At 66.2% G+C, this 17,198-nt stretch carries 25 protein-coding genes and 1 tRNA gene; 10 read left to right on the top strand and 16 right to left on the bottom strand.

The window, feature by feature from the left end; genetic code table 11:
- The first annotated feature begins 2 nt into the window (after nt 1-2).
- From EPO55_RS09660 to EPO55_RS09675, 4 genes are read left to right on the top strand one after another with little or no spacing between them, the layout of a single operon-like run.
- Nucleotides 3-482 carry a hypothetical protein gene (locus EPO55_RS09660; protein WP_296336484.1) on the top strand — a complete coding sequence of 160 codons (480 nt, stop codon included), beginning with the start codon at nt 3-5 and terminating at the stop codon, nt 480-482.
- The gene (locus EPO55_RS09665) at nt 479-859 is read left to right on the top strand and encodes a hypothetical protein (RefSeq protein WP_296336485.1); all 381 of its coding nucleotides are present in this window, start codon (nt 479-481) and stop codon (nt 857-859) included. Before EPO55_RS09660 ends, EPO55_RS09665 begins: the two co-directional genes overlap by 4 nt.
- Nucleotides 856-1,623 carry a crotonase/enoyl-CoA hydratase family protein gene (locus EPO55_RS09670; RefSeq protein WP_296336486.1) on the top strand — a complete coding sequence of 256 codons (768 nt, stop codon included), beginning with the start codon at nt 856-858 and terminating at the stop codon, nt 1,621-1,623. The genes EPO55_RS09665 and EPO55_RS09670 overlap by 4 nt, the downstream gene beginning before the upstream one ends.
- Nucleotides 1,624-1,637: 14 nt before the next feature.
- Nucleotides 1,638-2,660 carry an NADPH:quinone oxidoreductase family protein gene (locus EPO55_RS09675; protein ID WP_296336487.1) on the top strand — a complete coding sequence of 341 codons (1,023 nt, stop codon included), beginning with the start codon at nt 1,638-1,640 and terminating at the stop codon, nt 2,658-2,660.
- Here EPO55_RS09675 and EPO55_RS09680 read toward each other — a convergent pair.
- The 5 genes from EPO55_RS09680 to EPO55_RS09700 form a co-directional block, all read right to left on the bottom strand.
- Nucleotides 2,657-3,469, bottom strand: a complete 813-nt coding sequence (locus tag EPO55_RS09680; protein ID WP_296336488.1) for a phytanoyl-CoA dioxygenase family protein — start codon at nt 3,467-3,469, stop codon at nt 2,657-2,659. The genes EPO55_RS09675 and EPO55_RS09680 overlap by 4 nt on opposite strands.
- 2 nt (nt 3,470-3,471) lie before the next feature.
- The gene (locus EPO55_RS09685) at nt 3,472-4,248 is read right to left on the bottom strand and encodes a crotonase/enoyl-CoA hydratase family protein (RefSeq protein WP_296336489.1); all 777 of its coding nucleotides are present in this window, start codon (nt 4,246-4,248) and stop codon (nt 3,472-3,474) included.
- 11 nt (nt 4,249-4,259) lie between these two features.
- A complete protein-coding gene (locus EPO55_RS09690; protein WP_296336490.1) occupies nt 4,260-4,718 on the bottom strand; it encodes an acyl dehydratase in 459 nt (152 codons plus the stop codon).
- Nucleotides 4,719-4,727: 9 nt separating this feature from the next.
- On the bottom strand, nt 4,728-4,910 hold the full coding sequence (locus EPO55_RS09695) for a zinc-finger domain-containing protein (RefSeq protein WP_296336491.1): 183 nt from the start codon (nt 4,908-4,910) through the stop codon (nt 4,728-4,730).
- 85 nt (nt 4,911-4,995) lie between these two features.
- On the bottom strand, nt 4,996-5,313 hold the full coding sequence (locus EPO55_RS09700; protein ID WP_296336492.1) for a hypothetical protein: 318 nt from the start codon (nt 5,311-5,313) through the stop codon (nt 4,996-4,998).
- A 138-nt stretch (nt 5,314-5,451) separates the two neighbouring features.
- Here EPO55_RS09700 and EPO55_RS09705 point away from each other — a divergent pair, with 138 nt between their 5' ends.
- The gene (locus tag EPO55_RS09705) at nt 5,452-5,766 is read left to right on the top strand and encodes a hypothetical protein (RefSeq protein WP_296336493.1); all 315 of its coding nucleotides are present in this window, start codon (nt 5,452-5,454) and stop codon (nt 5,764-5,766) included.
- A gap of 3 nt (nt 5,767-5,769) precedes the next feature.
- On the opposite strand, the gene EPO55_RS09710 is transcribed toward EPO55_RS09705, so the two are convergent.
- From EPO55_RS09710 to EPO55_RS09720, 3 genes are read right to left on the bottom strand one after another with little or no spacing between them, the layout of a single operon-like run.
- A complete protein-coding gene (locus tag EPO55_RS09710; protein WP_296336494.1) occupies nt 5,770-6,300 on the bottom strand; it encodes a hypothetical protein in 531 nt (176 codons plus the stop codon).
- Nucleotides 6,301-6,308: 8 nt separating this feature from the next.
- A complete protein-coding gene (locus EPO55_RS09715; protein ID WP_296336496.1) occupies nt 6,309-6,764 on the bottom strand; it encodes a hypothetical protein in 456 nt (151 codons plus the stop codon).
- Nucleotides 6,765-6,777: 13 nt separating this feature from the next.
- Entirely contained in the window at nt 6,778-7,158 is a 381-nt protein-coding gene (locus tag EPO55_RS09720; protein WP_296336497.1) for a Rid family hydrolase, read from the bottom strand.
- A gap of 72 nt (nt 7,159-7,230) precedes the next feature.
- Between EPO55_RS09720 and EPO55_RS09725 the strand changes: the two genes are divergently transcribed.
- The gene (locus EPO55_RS09725; RefSeq protein WP_296336498.1) at nt 7,231-8,040 is read left to right on the top strand and encodes an SDR family oxidoreductase; all 810 of its coding nucleotides are present in this window, start codon (nt 7,231-7,233) and stop codon (nt 8,038-8,040) included.
- On the opposite strand, the gene EPO55_RS09730 is transcribed toward EPO55_RS09725, so the two are convergent.
- On the bottom strand, nt 8,037-9,041 hold the full coding sequence (locus EPO55_RS09730) for a Bug family tripartite tricarboxylate transporter substrate binding protein (RefSeq protein ID WP_296336499.1): 1,005 nt from the start codon (nt 9,039-9,041) through the stop codon (nt 8,037-8,039). The genes EPO55_RS09725 and EPO55_RS09730 overlap by 4 nt on opposite strands.
- A 162-nt stretch (nt 9,042-9,203) precedes the next feature.
- On the opposite strand from EPO55_RS09730, the gene EPO55_RS09735 reads away from it, so the two are divergent.
- From EPO55_RS09735 to EPO55_RS09750, 4 genes are all read left to right on the top strand, one after another.
- Nucleotides 9,204-9,788 (top strand): TIGR00645 family protein, encoded by a 585-nt coding sequence (locus EPO55_RS09735; RefSeq protein WP_296336500.1) that lies wholly within the window; start codon nt 9,204-9,206, stop codon nt 9,786-9,788.
- 86 nt (nt 9,789-9,874) lie between these two features.
- Nucleotides 9,875-9,951: transfer RNA gene (locus EPO55_RS09740), tRNA-Arg, on the top strand.
- Between the two features lie 79 nt (nt 9,952-10,030).
- Nucleotides 10,031-10,354 carry a hypothetical protein gene (locus tag EPO55_RS09745; RefSeq protein WP_296336501.1) on the top strand — a complete coding sequence of 108 codons (324 nt, stop codon included), beginning with the start codon at nt 10,031-10,033 and terminating at the stop codon, nt 10,352-10,354.
- 14 nt (nt 10,355-10,368) lie between these two features.
- Nucleotides 10,369-10,716: a hypothetical protein gene (locus EPO55_RS09750; RefSeq protein WP_296336502.1), complete on the top strand. Its 348-nt coding sequence runs from the start codon at nt 10,369-10,371 to the stop codon at nt 10,714-10,716.
- On the opposite strand, the gene EPO55_RS09755 is transcribed toward EPO55_RS09750, so the two are convergent.
- The 7 genes from EPO55_RS09755 to EPO55_RS09785 all read right to left on the bottom strand — a co-directional run bounded on the left by EPO55_RS09755 (nt 10,685) and on the right by EPO55_RS09785 (nt 17,197).
- Complete coding sequence (locus EPO55_RS09755) at nt 10,685-11,062, bottom strand: hypothetical protein (RefSeq protein ID WP_296336503.1); 378 nt, start codon at nt 11,060-11,062, stop codon at nt 10,685-10,687. The two genes, EPO55_RS09750 and EPO55_RS09755, sit on opposite strands and share 32 nt — an antisense overlap.
- Entirely contained in the window at nt 11,059-11,238 is a 180-nt protein-coding gene (locus EPO55_RS09760) for a hypothetical protein (protein ID WP_296336504.1), read from the bottom strand. The genes EPO55_RS09755 and EPO55_RS09760 overlap by 4 nt, the downstream gene beginning before the upstream one ends.
- 86 nt (nt 11,239-11,324) lie before the next feature.
- Nucleotides 11,325-13,421 (bottom strand): adenylate/guanylate cyclase domain-containing protein, encoded by a 2,097-nt coding sequence (locus EPO55_RS09765; RefSeq protein ID WP_296336521.1) that lies wholly within the window; start codon nt 13,419-13,421, stop codon nt 11,325-11,327.
- Nucleotides 13,422-13,466: 45 nt separating this feature from the next.
- Nucleotides 13,467-14,201, bottom strand: a complete 735-nt coding sequence (locus tag EPO55_RS09770; RefSeq protein WP_296336505.1) for an RraA family protein — start codon at nt 14,199-14,201, stop codon at nt 13,467-13,469.
- A gap of 70 nt (nt 14,202-14,271) precedes the next feature.
- Nucleotides 14,272-15,375: an ionic transporter y4hA gene (locus EPO55_RS09775; RefSeq protein ID WP_296336506.1), complete on the bottom strand. Its 1,104-nt coding sequence runs from the start codon at nt 15,373-15,375 to the stop codon at nt 14,272-14,274.
- Between the two features lie 11 nt (nt 15,376-15,386).
- Nucleotides 15,387-16,319 (bottom strand): branched-chain amino acid ABC transporter permease, encoded by a 933-nt coding sequence (locus EPO55_RS09780; protein ID WP_296336507.1) that lies wholly within the window; start codon nt 16,317-16,319, stop codon nt 15,387-15,389.
- Nucleotides 16,316-17,197 (bottom strand): branched-chain amino acid ABC transporter permease, encoded by an 882-nt coding sequence (locus EPO55_RS09785; protein WP_296336508.1) that lies wholly within the window; start codon nt 17,195-17,197, stop codon nt 16,316-16,318. Before EPO55_RS09785 ends, EPO55_RS09780 begins: the two co-directional genes overlap by 4 nt.
- Nucleotide 17,198 lies beyond the last annotated feature (1 nt).

Consider the following 17,198-nt stretch of genomic DNA (forward strand, 5'->3'; position numbering starts at 1 on the left):
AGATGATCCTCCGCTCCGGCGGTCTGCCCTGGCGCCGCCTGCTCACCGCCGCGCTGGCGGTAGTCGCGATCTTTCTGTTCTGGACCCAGGTCTCCGAGCGTGGCGACCGCACTGCCGTGCGCGAATCGGCGCCGACCGAAGCGCGCGTCTCTGGCGCCGACGAGCCGGCGCCGGCGAGGGGCTGGGGCACGAACGTCGGCTTCGCCGACGCGCGCCGGCTCGACGAACACTTCGAAAAGCACGGCGGCGAGTTCGGTCGCATTACCAGGCAGGACTATCTGCGCCAGGCGCAACTGCTGCGCGATGCCAAGGTGGGCGGCCCGATCCTCGAAACCGTCCGGCGCGACAGGGTCACGACGCGCTTCGACCGGCAGACGGGGGCCTTCATCGCCTTCAATCCCAACGGCGTCATCCGGACCTTCTTCAAACCCAACGATGGCGAGCGCTACTTTCGCCGCCAGGCGGAGCGCGGCAGCGAATGAAGCCACCCCCGCCTCCCGGCCCTCCCGACGTCAAGGACCTGCGCGAGCTGGTCGACCAGTGGGCCACCTTCACCGCCGATCTCGAACGACAGGACTACAGCTTCGATCTCGACAACTGGCTGAACGACGTCGACGTGCGCGAGCTGATTCTTGAAGCGCTGCCGATGTTCAGCCGCGAGGAGATGGGCGATCACGCGCTGAAGCTCGACGAGGCCGACAAACAGTTCATGGCGGGAACGCGCGACTTCAAGCGCTGCGTCTGGGGCAGCGGAACGGCCAAGAAGGAAAAATGGACGGCGCCGAAGAACTGGTGGTACTTCCGCACGCCGCGGCGGACCAATGCCCAGCTGGAAGATGAACTTGCGACGGTAAGATGAGCACGCCGAAAATCCTGGTCGAGACCGCGGGGCCAGTCACCACCATCACCATCAATCGCCCCGAAACGAAGAACGCCCTCGACAACGAGGCGGCACACGGCCTGGCGGCGGCGCTGAAAGCCTTCGAAGCCGACGCGCAGGCCCGGGTGGCGGTGCTGACCGGTGCCGGTGGCGCCTTCTGCGCCGGCGCCGACCTCAAGGAGCTGGGCGGCGGCACCGACTATTTCCCCTGGGCGGGCAGCGACGAAGGCCCGCTCCGCGCGCCGCTCTCCAAGCCGGTGATTGCCGCGATCGAGGGCCATGCCTGCGCCGGCGGCCTCGGCGTGGCGCTTTATTGCGACATCCGCATCGTCGACGAGACGGCGACCTTCGGCGTCTTCTCGCGCCGCTGGGGCGTGCCGATGAGCGACGGCACCACCGTCCGCCTGCCGCGGGTCATCGGCCAGGGCCGCGCGATGGACATGCTGCTGACCGGCCGCGCCGTGGGCGCCGACGAGGCGATCGCCATCGGGCTTGCCACGCGCAAGGTGGCGCGCGGCACGACCCGGACGGAGGCGGAAAAACTTGCAGCGCAAATCGCGGGCTTCCCGCCCATCGCCATGACCTCGGACCGGCAGTCGGCCTACGAGAGCTTCGACCGCGACCAGGCAGCGGCGATCCGGCGCGAAATGGACCTGTCGCTGGCGGCGCGACGCCAGGAATCACAGGATGGCGCGGCACGCTTCGCCAAGGGCGAGGGCCGGCACGGCCAGTTCAAGAAATAGTTCGAGAGGAAATGATGCGGGCACTGGTTTGCGAGACGTACGGCGCGATCGAGAACCTCAGGATCAAGGACGTACCGACGCCCAAGCCCAAGGCCGGCGAGATCCTGGTCCGGGTCGGCGCCGCGGGCGTCAGCTTCGCCGCGATGCTGGGCGTGCAGGGCAAGCACCAGAACAAGCCGCCGCTGCCCTACGTGCCAGGCAACGAGATGGCGGGTCACATCGTCGAACTTGGGGCCGGCGTCACCAACGTCGGGGTCGGCCAGCGCATCGCCACCGGCGTGAGCCAGGGCGCCTACGCCGAATACGCCGTGGCGACCGCGGCCAACGCCGTGGTGATCCCGGAAATCATGCCCTATGCCGAGGCGACCAACTTCCCCACGCTTTATCCAACAGCCTACGGCGTCCTGAAATGGAAGGCCTGCCTGCAGCCGGGCGAAGTGATGCTGGTCCACGGCGCGGGTGGCGGCTCGGGCCTGACCGGAATCGAGGTCGGCAAGGCGATGGGGGCCACGGTGATCGCCTCGGCGGGCGGGGCCGACAAGCTCGCGGCGGCCAGGGAGGCCGGCGCCGATCACCTGATCGATTATCGCACCGAGGATCTCCGCGCTCGGGTGCTGGAGTTGACCGGCGGCCGCGGCGCCGACGTGATCTACGATCCGGTCGGCGGCGCTGCCTTCGACACCTCTCTCCGCTGCATCGCGCCGGAGGGCCGGCTGATCCCGATGGGCTTCGCCAGCGGCGTCATCCCGCAGATTCCGGCCAACATCCTGCTGGTCAAGAACGCTACGGTGATCGGCTTCTACTACGGCTACTACAACGGCTGGGGCGGCAAGGGCACGCCGACGCCCAAGGAAGCAGCGGCGCTCGCCAAGCGCCAGGCCATGGTGGCCGACGCGCAGGCCGAACTGATGCGCTGGTTCACCGAGGGCAAGCTCAAGGCCACCGTCGCCGCGACGCTCGACCTCGCCGACTGGGTAAAGGCCTTCAAGCTGATCGAGGAGCGCACCGTCGTCGGCAAGGCCGTGCTGGTGCCCTAGCCCGCCTGACCAAGCACTTTGGGAAATAGTTCGCATTCCAGGCGGTCGCCCGGCTTCAACCCGTGCCCCTCGAGCGGCGGCGAGATCTGCCCGACGCGAGCGGCGTAGCGCGCATCGTCGCCGCACCAGCGCGTCGCCCAGGCGCGGCGTCGGCGCGAGGCCGAGCGGTTCCCCGAAGCGCCGTGAAGCGTCAGAGCGTGGAAGGCGATGACATCGCCCGGCTCCATGTCCCAGGCGAGGAACTCGTGGCGGTCGCGTTCGGCGTCGAGATCGGGCAGCGGCTCGAAACGCGAATCCTGGACCTGTAGATCGACGCCGCCCTGCTTGAAGAATTTGGGCTGGAACCAGCGGCCCCAGCGATGCGAGCCCTTGACGTATTCGACGCAGGTCGCGCGATCGACCGGATCGAGCGGCAGCCACAGCGAGACGATCTGCTCGCCATCGATCGGGTAGTAGGGCTGGTCGTGATGCCAGGGCGTGCGCTCCTGCGTGCCCGGCTCCTTCACCAGCAGATGGTCGTGATAGTAGACGACCTCGCGGGAGCCCATGAGGCGGGCCGCGATCTCGCGCGCCGGCGATTGGTAGACGAACGCACGCGCCGCGGTGTGGCGCTGCCAGAGCTGGAAATCGACGAAGAACAGCCCCGGCGCGCCCTTGGGCGTGTTCAGCCGCACCATCGGGCCAGGATCCGCCATGTCGGCATCGATCGCCGCGCGCAGGCCCTCGATCCAGTCCATCGCGAAGGCTCCACGCAGGCAGATCGCGCCGTCCTGGCGATAGTTCGCGACCTCGGCGTCAGTCGGCAGCACGATCAGATTTCGCCGAAATCGCCGCCGCGGCCCTTGCCGGCGGCGAAGCGGGCGGCGCCCTTGCGCGATTCCGCCTGCAACGCCGGCATGCCGTGCCGAGCCTCGTTGACCAGCGCCGCCGGAACGTCGAGCCCCCACTGGTCGTAAGACGAGCGGCGGTCGGAGCGCAGGCAGGTCTGGGGAAATTTTCCGAGCTGTTCGGCCAGGGTCTTGGCTTCCGCGAGCGCCTGGCCTTGTGGCACCAGCCGGTTGGCCAGTCCCCAGTCGACGGCCTCACGGGCGCCGACCTCGCGCCCGGTCAGGATCATGTCGAGGGCGCGGCTATGACCGATCAGACGCGGCAGCCGCACGGTGCCACCGTCGATCAGGGGCACGCCCCAGCGCCGGCAGAACACGCCGAACCTGGCGCTCTCGGACGCCACGCGCATGTCGCACCAAAGGGCCAGCTCGAGGCCGCCTGCCACGGCGTAGCCTTCGACGGCGGCAATCACCGGCTTGGAGAGCAGATGGCGCGTCGGGCCCATCGGGCCGGGACCGGCGGGATCGTGCAGCGACGGGCCTTCGCGGCCGGCCGCCACCTTGAGATCGTAACCGGCGCAGAAAGTGCCGCCGCGGCCGGTCAGGATCGCGACCGATTGCGTGTCGTCGGCATCGAAGGCCAGGAACGCCTCGCGCAGCAGGATGGCCGTCTCGGGATCGACGGCGTTGCGCGCCTCGGCGAAGCGGTCGATCGAGACGATCGTGGTCGACCCTTCCTTCTCGATCGCGACCTTGGCCATCTCAGCGCCCCTCACCGGCCCTGCATCATGCGCAGCGGCGTATAGATCAGCACCGTCTCGCCCTTCTGGTTCTTGACCAGGTTGGTGGTGCGCACGAGCGCACGCGACGGATCCTTCGAGGTCGGCTTGATCTCGGTCACCTCGATCTCGACGTGGATCGTGTCGTTCACATAGGTCGGGCCCTTGATGTCGAAGCCCATCGACAGGAACGCAAGCCCCGAGCCCTGAAGGGTGGTCGGGATCACGAGCCCCTCGGCCATGGAATAGACCAGCGCACCGGGCACCGGATGGCCGCCGCGCATCGGTGCATGGCTCTTGATGTATTCCCTGTTGGTGAACAGCTCTTCGGAAAAGCCGCAAAGCGTTACGAAACTGAGGAGGTCGGCCTCGAAAAGGGTGCGGCCATAAGTAGTGAACCGGTCGCCGATCTTGAGGTCGCGCCAGTTCCAGCCTTCACCCAGCTGCTTCATTGGCCACTCCTAGTGGTGGGCGCCGACGTGTGCGCCCTCGCGCAACTTGTACAGCCTGCTGCAGTAGGGGCACTCGACATGCCCTTCCGGTCCCAGGTTGAGGTAGACCTTGGGGTGTCCCAACGCGCCGCCGCCGCCATCGCAGGCGACGTGGTCGGTATCGACAGTGATGACTTCAAAAGGCTCGGTCACGATTTCGCTCCATCTTGCGCCGACGGACAATAGCGGCCGTCTTCGCCCGGGTCATTCTCGCGCCGTCCGGCCGGAGGCCGGTCAGCTACTTGCTGCAGCGAATGACGACCGAGGCCGGACCGCGCACTTCGCTCATGTCACCGCGCGTCGGCATGTTCTCCATCTTCAGGACGGTATAGTCACCGCTGGTCTTGCCGCACAAGGCAACCGCGCGAGACTGGCAACCGCCGGGTGTCTGGCAGCTGATGGAAAGGGCCGGTTGGCCGTCCGACCATGTGACGGTCGACGCCTGGCTTTCCGTTCCGGGATCGTTGCCCAGCGTCCCCTTGCCAACGCCGCATGCCGCAACAAGACCTGCGATGCCCATGCCGAGCATCCAGCGAACCGTCGATCGCAAGGTCATCCCGTCCCCCGTTTTTGCCAGCCTGTGACTGGGTACGCGACAGTACATCGCTGCCAGCCACGCGTGCAAGGCAGGGAGGTTCCATCGGCACAAGTGCGCTGTCGCCCATGGCTCCCGCGCCGAGTATAATTTTGCGTCATGGCACAGCTCTCCTCGCGCCCGCCGAAGACGCGGCGCATTCGCACGATCGCCCTGCTCGGTATCGCCGCCGCCTTGTCGTCGCCGGGCAGCGCCGGCGGGCAACAGACGAATGAGCAGTTGGCCGCCCGCTGCAACGAGCTTGGCGCCATCTACGACAGGTACGGAACACGCCGCGGCGAGGGCTCCGGCGGGCCGGACATGATCCGCATGGGCGCCGGCATCGATTGCCAGAAGGGCCGCTATCAGCAGGGTATCAAGGCTCTGGAGGATCTTCTCCAGCGCAACAGGATCTCCTACCCGCCGGCGAGTTGACGATTACTTCCCCTTCAGCTTGAAGTCGCGCCACAGAACGATGCCCGTGGCATTGTCCAGGGTCGTACCGTCGAGTTGCTTCCTGAATTCGTGCGCCGTCGGCCGCCAGATGAGCGCGCTTTCGCCGCTCGCGCCGGCAAAGCGGCCGGTGCCACCCGTCAGCTTGAAGGTGCCGCGGCAGCCGATCAGTTCGTAGCCGGCGCAGTCCCAGTCGCCCCAGGCCGTGGCGCCGTCATGTGCCGTGAAGGTGCAAGCGCCCGAGGCGCTGGTCTGGCGAGTCCGCTGATCGATTCGCGCCGAGCTGGCGCAGCTCACGCGGCCACCATGCTGCGGTCCCTCGTCGGTCTCCACGAAGTAGGGCCCGGCGAGGGTGGCGACCACCATGACCTGCTTCTCCGCCGACCGCACGATGGTGCCGTTCGCCGTCACCACGGCGAAGGCATTGAAGGTCTGGACGTCGTCCTGAGCGACTGCAGGGATGGCGGCGGCAAGGACAATGACGGCGCTCGCGAGGGCGCGACTGAACATGATCATGGCTCCGCTCACTTGAAATCGATGATGACGGCGTCGGCGCCGAGCGATACGGCCAGACCCTGACGGCGAGTCCGCAGGTCGATCATCACCCCGTTGGGGTTCTCCAGCCACATCTCGCCGCTGCCCTTGTCGCCGGCCGCGGCCCCGTAGCGCGCCTGACCGTAGGCGCCGGGAAACTGGCGCAGTTCCTTGAGATTGTAGACGTCGCCCGAGGCCTCCATCTTGGAGATGCCGAAGCCGCCGACGCCCAGTCCGCCGACCGAGAAGCGATAGCTCCTGCCTTGGAAGTGCAGCGTCCCGCTGCCGACGTTGCCGCTGCCGATGAAGGCCACCTGGACCTGCTCGATGTAGACCGTTCCCGACTTGACCCGCTGCTGGGCAGCCACCGGTGCTGCAGTCACCGCTCCGGCAATTCCAACCAGCGCCTGCCGGCGACCCAGCAACCGCACTTTCATCCCGCTCATGCAATTCCCCCGATCAACGTTCGACGACGGCCGTGGCCTCGATCTCGACCAGAAGTCCCGGCACGGCCAGCGCCGTCACACCGACCAGCGTCGACGTCACGACCGCCCCCTTGAGGGCCTTGCCCAACGCCGTGCTGACGGCTGCCATGTCGCGGATGTCCGTGACATAGATCGTCGTGCGCGCGAGATCGGCCAGGCGGGCGCCGGCGGACTTCAGGCCGGCTTCGATCTTGCGCATGGTGATCGCCGTCTGTTCGGCGGCACTCTTGCCCTGCACCCGCCCCTTGGAGTCGAGCGAAGTCGTTCCCGAGACGAACACGAACGGCCCGCTCCTGATGGTACGGACGTAAAACCCCGCGACTTCGGTACCGTCGGGGAAAAGCTTCTTGGCCATGACTCACTCCACCTTTCGATGCGCTATGGTCGGCAATGTAACGGTCAGCTGGTACCGCGCAAAGGAGAAGGCATGTCCCTGGATCGCTATCGCACCGCCGTGGTGACGGGGGCGAGCCGCGGCATCGGCGCCGCGACCGTCCGGCAGCTCAGGATCAGCGGCATCGACGTCTACGCCGTCGCGCGGTCTGCCGACGATCTGACCAGCCTGGCGCAGGAAACCGGCTGCCGGCCGCTCGCCCTGGACATCTCCCATCGCGACGCCGTGCTGTCGGCGCTGGGTTCGCTCGACGTCGACATCCTGGTCAACAACGCCTCGGCCTTCGCGCGGTCGACCGTCTCGTGGGAAGCAGCACCCGACGACATCGACGCGCTGATGGACGTCAACCTGCGGGGTACGCTCAACTGCCTCGCCGCCATGGTCCCCGGCATGAAGGCGCGCGGGCTCGGCCATGTCGTCAATCTGAGCTCGATGGCAGCCACCTGGGCGATCCCCGGCATGCCGGTCTACGCCATGACCAAGGCGGCGCTGCACAACCTCAGCCAGACGCTCCGGCTAGACCTGCACGGCTCGGGCGTGCGCGTGAGCGAAATCGCACCGGGCCGGGTCGAGACCGGTGCGCACCTCGCCATGCTCGACGACCGCGAGGAAGGCCGTCGACGCTTCTACGAAGGCTACGAAAGCCTGCTGGCCGAGGATATCGCCGAGGCCATCATGTTCGTGCTGGGCTCGCCACAACGCATGGACGTGAGCTTCATGGAGATCGTACCGACGGACCAATCGTACGGCGGCTCGCAATTCCATCGCAGGGGGGGGTCTGATAGACATGCCGCCTGCACCAAACCGGACATGATCCCGAAGAATCTCGCCGGCTCTGACTAGGAGTCGGCGGAGAAGCCGATCTTCTTCACGATCGGTCCCCAGCGGTCGTAGCTCTCCTTGAGGAGCGTCGCGAGTTCCTGCGGCGTCGACGACTTGGCCTCGAGGCCCATCACGGCGAGGCCATCGACCACGTCCTTCTTGGCGAGCGCCGCGCGTATCGCCTCGTTGGCGCGCATCACGACCGGCGCTGGCGTGCCGCCCGGGGCGAAGAAGCCGAACCACTCGGAGAAGACGAGGTCCTTGTAGCCCTGCTCGGCGAAGGTCGGGACATTGGGCGCGAAGCGGCTGCGCGTGGCGCCGGAGACGCCGAGGAAGCGGATCTTGCCGGCGTTGGCCTGCTGCGTGAACTCGCCGATCGGCGCCGACACCGCCTGGATCTGGCCCGCGACCAGGTCTGCCACGGCGGGCGCCGAGCCGCGATAGGACACGTGCTTCAGTTCGACGCCGCCGGCCTGCCCCAGCAGCACGCCGATGAAGTGCGGAACGGAGCCGGCTGCCGGCGAGCCATAATTGGCCTTGTCGGGGTTGGCCTTGCACCAGGCGAGGAAGCCCTTGATGTCCTTGACACTGTCGGGCACCGCGGGACCGACGCAGAAGCCGAAATCGAAGACGCAGCCGAGCGACACCGCAGTGACATCGGTGAAGGCGTTGTAGGCGAGCTTCTTGTAGATGTGCGGGTAGATCATCAGCATCGAGGCCGGCGTCAGCAGCAGGACGCTGCCATCGGTCGCAGCGCCCTTCATGCCCTGCACGGCGATCTGGCCGCCCGCCCCCGGCTTGTTCTCGACCAGTGCGGTCTTGGCATAGCCGCCGCGCAGATGCTCGGCGACGCGACGGCTGAGCGTGTCGGTCGTGCCGCCCGGCGGGAAGCCGGTGACGATCTTGACGACATCGAGCGGCTGGGTGCCCTGTGCACCGGCGCGGCCCGATACGCCGAAGGCGGCGAGTGCGGCAGCAGCAGCCGAACGGCGGACGAAAGTACGACGATTGGGTGACGACATGGTGGTTTCCTCCCATTTTGTGGCACTTTTATAGCCATTTTGGCGGCGAAAGGCATCTTGCGGAATCATGGAAAGATCGGCAAATCACGGCACTCGGCGGGTTGGAGACAAGACCGGCCGGTTGCCGCGCCATCGCAAGACTTCCAGGGGATGAGAGACCGAATGACGTCGTCCACGACAACGCCCGAACTCCCGAAAGCCCCCCGGTCGCCCGGAGGCCTTCGGCCCTTGCCCCGCTTCATCTTCGCCTCGCGCTGGCTGCAGGTGCCGCTCTATCTCGGCCTCATCGTCGCACAGGCCGTGTATGTGATCCTTTTCCTCAAGGAACTGTGGCACCTGGTGCTCAACAGCTTCGCGGCCACCGAGCAACAGATCATGTTGATCGTCCTCGGCCTGATCGACGTGGTCATGATTTCCAACCTGCTGGTCATGGTGATCGTCGGTGGCTACGAGACGTTCGTCTCGCGCATGCAGCTCGAAAACCATCCCGACCAGCCGGAGTGGCTGAGCCACGTCAACGCCAGCGTCCTGAAGGTCAAGCTGGCGATGGCGATCATCGGCATTTCCTCGATCCATCTGCTGCGGACCTTCATCGAGGCAGGCGCGCTGGGCACGCCCACGGCCACCTTCACCGAGGCCGGCGTCATGTGGCAGGTGATCATCCACGCCCTGTTCGTCCTGTCGGCCCTCGGCATCGCTGCCGTCGACCGGCTGACCGGGCCAGTCCATTCGGTCCATGCCGCATAGGCCCGCGGATCGAGCGCACAGGCACCGGATTCGCGGACCCCGCCGCGTTGCACCCCCCGGCCCCCTCCGCTATGGTCCGCCGCGCTGGACCCGTAGCTCAGCTGGATAGAGCGCTGCCCTCCGAAGGCAGAGGTCGTGAGTTCGAATCTCGCCGGGTCCGCCAAGCTATCTGCGACTTGGACTTCGGAACGAGCGTGAGCACTCCGCCAATGAAATCACTGAAGCCGTCGATGCGAGTCGTCATGGCCGTCTTCGCATTGTCCCTGAGCGCTTGCAGCCGCGACTATATCTTTGAAGGCAACGAGTACAGCAATCCGATGACGGTCAACCGTATCAAGCGTCTTTACGAAGCCAGGGACGCCTGTCTTGCCAAGAATGCCGTCCCGGCCGACGCCACCAACTCGGACGTCGCCAGCATCGCCAAGGCCGTCTCCCTGTCCTGCGCGCCCGAGACCGACCGGCTCATCATCGCCAGCAATCCCGATCGGGATCCGAAGGTCGCCATGGCGATCCGCAACGACACGGACCAGCGTGCCACGCTGTATGTCATGAGGGCGCAGCGTTGATTTTCCTGCAACAAATGGCCCGAACCGGCCTGGTGCTCGCGGCTCTGTCGCTGGGTGCCTGCAATACGCCCGCCCTGTTCAAGGCCGGCGGGTACAGCAACCCGAGGGTGGCTGCGAGAGTCGAGCGGGCGTATGAGGCCAGAGACGCCTGCCTCTCGAAGAATGCCGCGCCGACAAGCGGCGAGCCGGATGTTGCCAACGTTGCCAGGGCCGTTTCCCTGTCGTGCATGCCCGAGACCAACCAGCTCATCGCCGTGACCAACCCCTACCAGGATCCCAAGGTGACGGCGGCGATCATGGCGGACAACGACGCCAAGGCCCTGCGCTACGTCAGGCTGGCCCGCGGCGAGGGTTCGAACTGAGCGGCGACATCGCGCGGGCGACAGCCTGCGAGATTTCGTTGCCTGCACCGTCCGGAGAATAGACTGCACCGAGTTGCCGACGGCACTCGCTTGTCAGCTGGTTGGTGCGCTGCTCGCCACAGGGTTTCCGGCGTTCGATATGCGCCGCGCAGAAGTAGAAGGCCAGGCCGCCCACAATCCAGACGAAGACCGACACATCGACGGCGTGATCGAACACACGGTCGATCTCGCGCGCCTCGCCGTTCGGCGCCGACAGCGACACCATGAAGCGAAGAACCATGATGCTGAGCGGCAAGGTGGCCGCCCCGCAGGCCAGGTAGACGAGCGTGAGGTCTCCGAGTGTCATCCGGGCCGCTTTCCGGGCTCCTCAAGGCGTGCCCGATCGATGGCGTCGAGAATCTCGGTCAGGCCGTTCCAGTAGACCACGCCCTGCTTGGCCAATTCGTCTCTTACGGTGCGGATCAGCCCCGCCTTTCTGATCAGAAGATCGGCAAGGTCCATCTTGGCGGACTGGTTTGGCACGAATTGGTCTCCCGGCTGCTCTCGTCGCATCGCCAACAGTGCGCGAACGTCCGGCGCTCGACAAGAGCGGTGCGTCACGATGGCCCCTAGAGCCGCAAAAGCCAGACCTCGACGCTGCCCTTGCCCTTGACCTCGATCGAACCGCGCGATTCAAAGGCGAACAGGCCCTGCAGCTTCTCGTAGACCGGACGGGTGACCTGGATGGAGTCGGGAACGCCGCCCGATTCCATCCGACTGGCAAGGTTCACCGTGTCGCCCCACAGATCGTAGATGTACTTGCTCTTGCCGATGACGCCGGCCACCACGGGGCCGCTGTTGATGCCGACGCGCAGCTTCATGTCGACCTGGTGCTCCAGTGCATGCTCGCGCGTGATATGGACCATGCGGATCGCCATGCGCACCATGCGCTCGGCGTGATTGACCACCGGCACCGGCAGACCGCAGACCGCCATATAGGCATCGCCCACGGTCTTGATTTTCTCGATGCCAAGGTCGTTGGCCGCCTCGTCGAAGCGCGTGAACAGCCCATTGAGCAGCGCCACGACCTCCTGCGGCGGCATGTCGGAGGACAGCGCGGTGAATCCCACCAGGTCGGCGAAGGCGACCGTGACCTCGGCGAAGCCGTCGGCGATCCGCTGCTCGCCGCCACGCAGCCGGTTGGCGATCGGTGCCGGCAGGACATTGAGGAGCAATTCCTCGTTCTCGCGGTTCTTGCCCTCGATCACGACGTTCTTCTCGCGCAGCTCATCGACCATGCCGTTGAAGGCGAGGCACAGCTGGCCGATCTCGTCGCTGGTGCGAACCGTCACCTTGGTGCCGTAGTCGCCGGAGGCAAAGCGCTTCACGCCAGCGGTCAATTCACTCAGTGGTCCGAGCAGGGCGCGCGACAGCCATCCGGCGGTGACGACCACGACCAGCAGCGCGAGCCCGCCGACGATCGCCAGATCCCGCCGCAGCCTGTCGATCGGCGCAAAGGCCTCGGCGCTGTCGATCTTGGCGATGAGCGCCCACTTTACGCCGGCGATCGAGAGCGGCCCCCACGAGGCAAGCGTCGGCACGCCGCGATAGCCGATGATCTCGCCGGTACCCTCGGCGCCGGCCAGCGCCGACTGGCTGGCCTTCGTGTCGACGTGCTGGATCAGGATCGGCGTGTCAAAGCGGCGGATGGCGGCTATCTCCGCTTCCGGCGCGCCGATGGCCTTCAGGTCGGCAAAGTAGCTTTCGCGATTCTCGTAGAATGCCCTTGGTCCGGAGCGCAGCAGATGATCCGGGCCGACGAGATAGGCCTCGCCAGTGGCGCCGAACCCTTCGTGGCGCCAGCGTCGGTCGCCGGTCACGACCTTGTCGATCTCGTTGTCCGACAACTGGGCGATCAACACGCCGACCACCACCCCCTCATCGACCACGGGGGCGGCCATGAAGGCGGTCGGCTCGCCGCCCGCCGGCGCATACAGCGCGAAATCCTCCAGGCAGACGGCGGACCGGTCGGCTATCGCGGAACAACGGGCAACGGCAGCGGCCATGCTGGTCTTACGGTAGGGACCGACGTGGGTCGATGTGGCGAAGTCCACTTCCTTGTCGACCGTATAGATCACGCGTCCGGACTTCGGGTCGGCAATCATGAAGTCGTCGAAGCCGACGGTCGCGGCAGCGGCACGCATGAGGGGATGATAGATGGCGTGCAGCCTGCTGTAGCGGCTGCCGTCGCCGGGATCGTCGACCAGGCGCCGGCGCGCCTCGGTGTGTGGATTGGCGACGATGTAGTGGTACTGGAGATAGCTGGCGCCGGAACCGACCGGCAAGTAGTCGGCGAGAACCGGCGCCATGCCGAGCACCCGGCTGATCTCCGGCACGAAGTGCTCGCCGTACCACTCACTCACCTTCCCTCTCATCTCGTCGGACAACGGCTCGCGGTCGAGTTCACCGAACGCGGCGCGGAACTCGCGCGCCGCCTCGATCACCATCTTCGAAGTGGCGAGCAGGCGCAGCTCGGCATGGATCGTCCGGAAGTATGTCTCGACCTGACGCGCCTTGATCTCGCGCGCGGCCGTGAGCTGGTTGTAGATCGCCTGCTCCAGCGCATCGCGCGCGCGGACATAGCCCAGGATGCCGGTGACGAGGACGGCGATCGCCCCCAGCAGGGTCAGGATCGCGAACAGCCGAAGCGAGAGCCCCCACCGCACAGGGCGCGCGGTGCCGGCCGAAGCTTTTCTGTCCGCGGGCAATGACTATCCCTTCTTCGGCGTATAGGCGCCGCCCGACGAGGCCGCCCGTACCTCGGCCGCGGTCTTGGCCTTGCGCAGGAGCACGAGCCTGGCCGCCTCGTCGTCGAGCATGGCGCGGGCGTTCTTCAGGACTGCCGGCGCATGCTTGGGCGGAAACTTCACGGCACCATTCTCGTCCATGTGAATCAGATCGCCCGGCGCCACGTCCATGCCGCCCACCGAGACCGGCACATTGACCGACTGAACCGCCATCTCGCCATGGCCGGCGGTGACGCCGCCCAGCAGCAGCTGGAAATTCAGCTTGCGGATGGCATCGACATCGCGCGACGGGCCGTTCGAGAGCATGCCGACGCAGCCCACCGCCATCATCGAGCTGATCATCATCTCGCCGGCGAGGCCGGCCTTGTTCATCAGTTCGGGCGGCCATTTCTGCTGGATCACCAGGATGGTCGGCTTCTTCATCGCGTCGAGGGCATCGACCACGTCCATGAAGGAGAGCCGGCCGGCATAGTTCGGGTCGGGCAGGCCGTAAACGCAGGTCACGGCGTGACCCACGATCGCGCCCATCTCGGGATAGATGCAGCGGATCGAGGTGTCGGTATACCAGTTCTCGGTCCAGGGATTGTAGAGGCCGAGGCAGAGTGGATTCTTCGGATAGGTCGCCACCACGTTGGTGATGGTGGGCGTGTCGATCTTGCGCAGTTCGGCGAAGATCTGATCGTCTGAGACCTCGGTCATGGCAGGCATTTCCTCTTGTTGGCGGTCTTGTTCTTGGCGCGAATGGCGATGGCAGGCAAGAGTGCCGGCATCATGGGACGAAGATCAGGAAGACGAAGGTCGCGAACAGTACGAGGTGCACGAAGCCCGGCAGGATGTTGGTGCGCCCGGCGCCGAAGGTCACGAGGCTGACGGCGAAAGTGAGCACAAGAAGTACGGTGTCGTGCATGTCGACGCCGAGTTCCAGTGGCTGCTTCAGGATCATCGCAAGGATGCTGACCGCCGGGATGGTGAGCCCGATGGTGGCAAGCGACGAGCCGAGCGCCAGATTGAGGCTCTTCTGCAACTCGTTGTTTCGCGCCGCACGCAAGGCCGCCAGCGTCTCGGGCAGCAGCACCAGGAGCGCCACCAGCAGGCCCACGACCTCAAAGGGTGCACCCACCGTCGCCACAAACGTCTCGAGCGATCCCGCGAAGTGCTTGGCCAGCAGCACCACGGCAACGAGCGCGACCAGCAGCAACACGACGCTCTCCCAGAACCGACGCGGCGCTGGCCCACCGGACGGGGCCTCGTCGGCCGAAGCATCGCCGGGATCGGACAGGAAATAGTCGCGGTGACGAACGGTCTGAACGTAGAGGAACACACCATAGAGCACGAGCGTCACGGCACTGACGAAGGCCAGTTGGGCCGGCGTATAGAACGGCCCCGCCGCGCTGGTCGTGAAAGTCGGCAGGATCAGCGTCAAGGCCGTAAGCGGCATCAGCACGACGAGGTAAGCGCTGGCCCCCGTCACGCGGAAGCCCTGCTCGCCGTAGCGCAGGCCGCCGACGATCAGGCAGAGCCCGACCACGCCGTTGCACACCACCATGATCACCGAGAACACCGTCTCGCGCGCCAGACCCGCCCGGCCCTCGCCCGCCAGCATGATCGACAGGATCAGCGCCACTTCGATCACCGTGACGGCCACCGTCAGCACCAACGTGCCATAGGGCTCGCCGGTGCGATGGGCGATGACGTCGGCGTGATGGACAGAGGCAAAGACCACCGCCATCAGCACGACCAGTTCCACCACCGGCAACATTGCGCGAAGCACCGGCGGCAACGAATTCGCACCGGCGACCGCCGACACGCCAAGCGCAGCGACGAGGCCGATCAGGGGTGCCAGTCGCCAAACCCATCGCCTGCGCGCGCCCATTGTCGCCGCCGTCAGCCGGCGGAACGGCGGGACTTCCACCAGTCGGTGAGTTCGCCGACCAGGCCCTTGCGGAAGGCCATGACGATGACCACGAAGATCGCGCCCTGGATCACCAGCACGAATTCGCCGGCGGCGGCCAGGTAGTTCTGCATGGTGATGATGATGAAGGCGCCGACGACCGGACCGATGATCGTGCCGAGCCCGCCGACCAGCGCCATCAGCACGACTTCGCCCGACATCGCGGCACTCACGTCCGTGAGCGTTGCGAACTGCAGCACCATCGCCTTGGTGGCACCGGCAAGTCCGGCCAAGGCGGCCGACAGCACGAAGGCCAGGAGCTTGTAGCGGTCGGCCTCGTAGCCCAGCGACACCGCGCGCTGTTCGTTGTCGCGGATCGCCTTCAGCACCTGGCCGAACGGCGAGTGGATGATGCGGTAGATCGTGCCGTAGCCGAACAGGAAGATCGCCAGCACCACGTAATAAAGAACACGGTCGTCCTTGGTCGGCAGCAGGCCACCGAGCAGCGGCCGGCGCGCGATGCCCTGGAGTCCGTCCTCGCCGCCCGTGAACGGCGCCTGGATGCAGAAGAAGTAGATCATCTGGGCGAACGCCAGGGTGATCATGGCGAAGTAGATGCCTTGGCGGCGGATCGCGAGCGCACCGGTGACGGCGCCCAATGCGGCCGCGCCGGCGACACCCGCCAGGATGCCGAGTTCGGGTGCCATGCCCCATGCCTTCACGACATGGCCGAAGAAATAGCCGGCAATGCCGAAGAACATGGCATGGCCGAAGCTCATCAGCCCGACATACCCCAGCAGCAGGTTGAAAGCGCAGGCAAACAGCGCGAAGCAGAGCGCGGTCATCAGGAATATCGGATAGGCGAACCACGGCGCGACCAGCGCCGCGGCGAGCAAAACGACGCCTATGACGCGTTGGGCGGTCATTTGGTCTGCCCGAACAGGCCGGCGGGCTTGACCAGCAGGACGATCGCCATGACGACGAAGATCACCGTGTTGGACGCCGGCGGATAGAAGACCTTGGTCAGGCCTTCGACCAGGCCCAGACCGAAGCCGGTGACGATCGACCCCATGATCGAGCCCATGCCGCCGATCACCACGACGGCGAACACGACCAGCACCAGGTTGACGCCCATCAGCGCCGAGACCTGCTGGATCGGCGCCGCCAGCACGCCGGCAAGGGCTGCCAGTCCGACACCCAACCCGTAGGTGAGCGTGATCAGCCGCGGCACATTGATGCCGAACGCCCGCACCAGCGTCGGGTTCTCGGTCGCCGCCCTGAGATAGGCGCCGAACTTGGTGCGCTCGATGCCGTACCAGGTGACGAGGCAGATCACGAGGGCCGCGACCACGACGAAGCCGCGATAGGTCGGCAGGAACATGAACCCGAGATTGGTGCCGCCCGGGATCGGGCTGGGATAGGGCGCTCCCGACGAACCCCACTTCCACTGGAACAGGCCCTCGATCACCAGCGCCAGGCCGAACGTCAGCAGAAAACCGTAGAGATGGTCGAGGTGGTAGATGCGCTTCAGCAACACCTTCTCCAGCACGATGCCGAACAGCCCGACCACCAGCGGTGCCAGCACCAGGGCCACCCAGAACGGGATGTCGAGGATGGTGAGCATCAGCCAGGCGGCGAAGGCGCCCATCATGTACTGGGCGCCGTGCGTGAAGTTGATCACGTTCAGCATGCCGAAGATCACGGCAAGGCCGAGGCTCAGCATGGCGTAGAAGGCACCGTTGATAAGGCCGAGCAGAAGCTGGCCGAACAGTGCCTGGGGTGGAATGCCGAGAAGTTCGAACATG

The organism is Reyranella sp., assembly GCF_004296935.1.
Taxonomy (GTDB): Bacteria; Pseudomonadota; Alphaproteobacteria; order Reyranellales; family Reyranellaceae; genus Reyranella.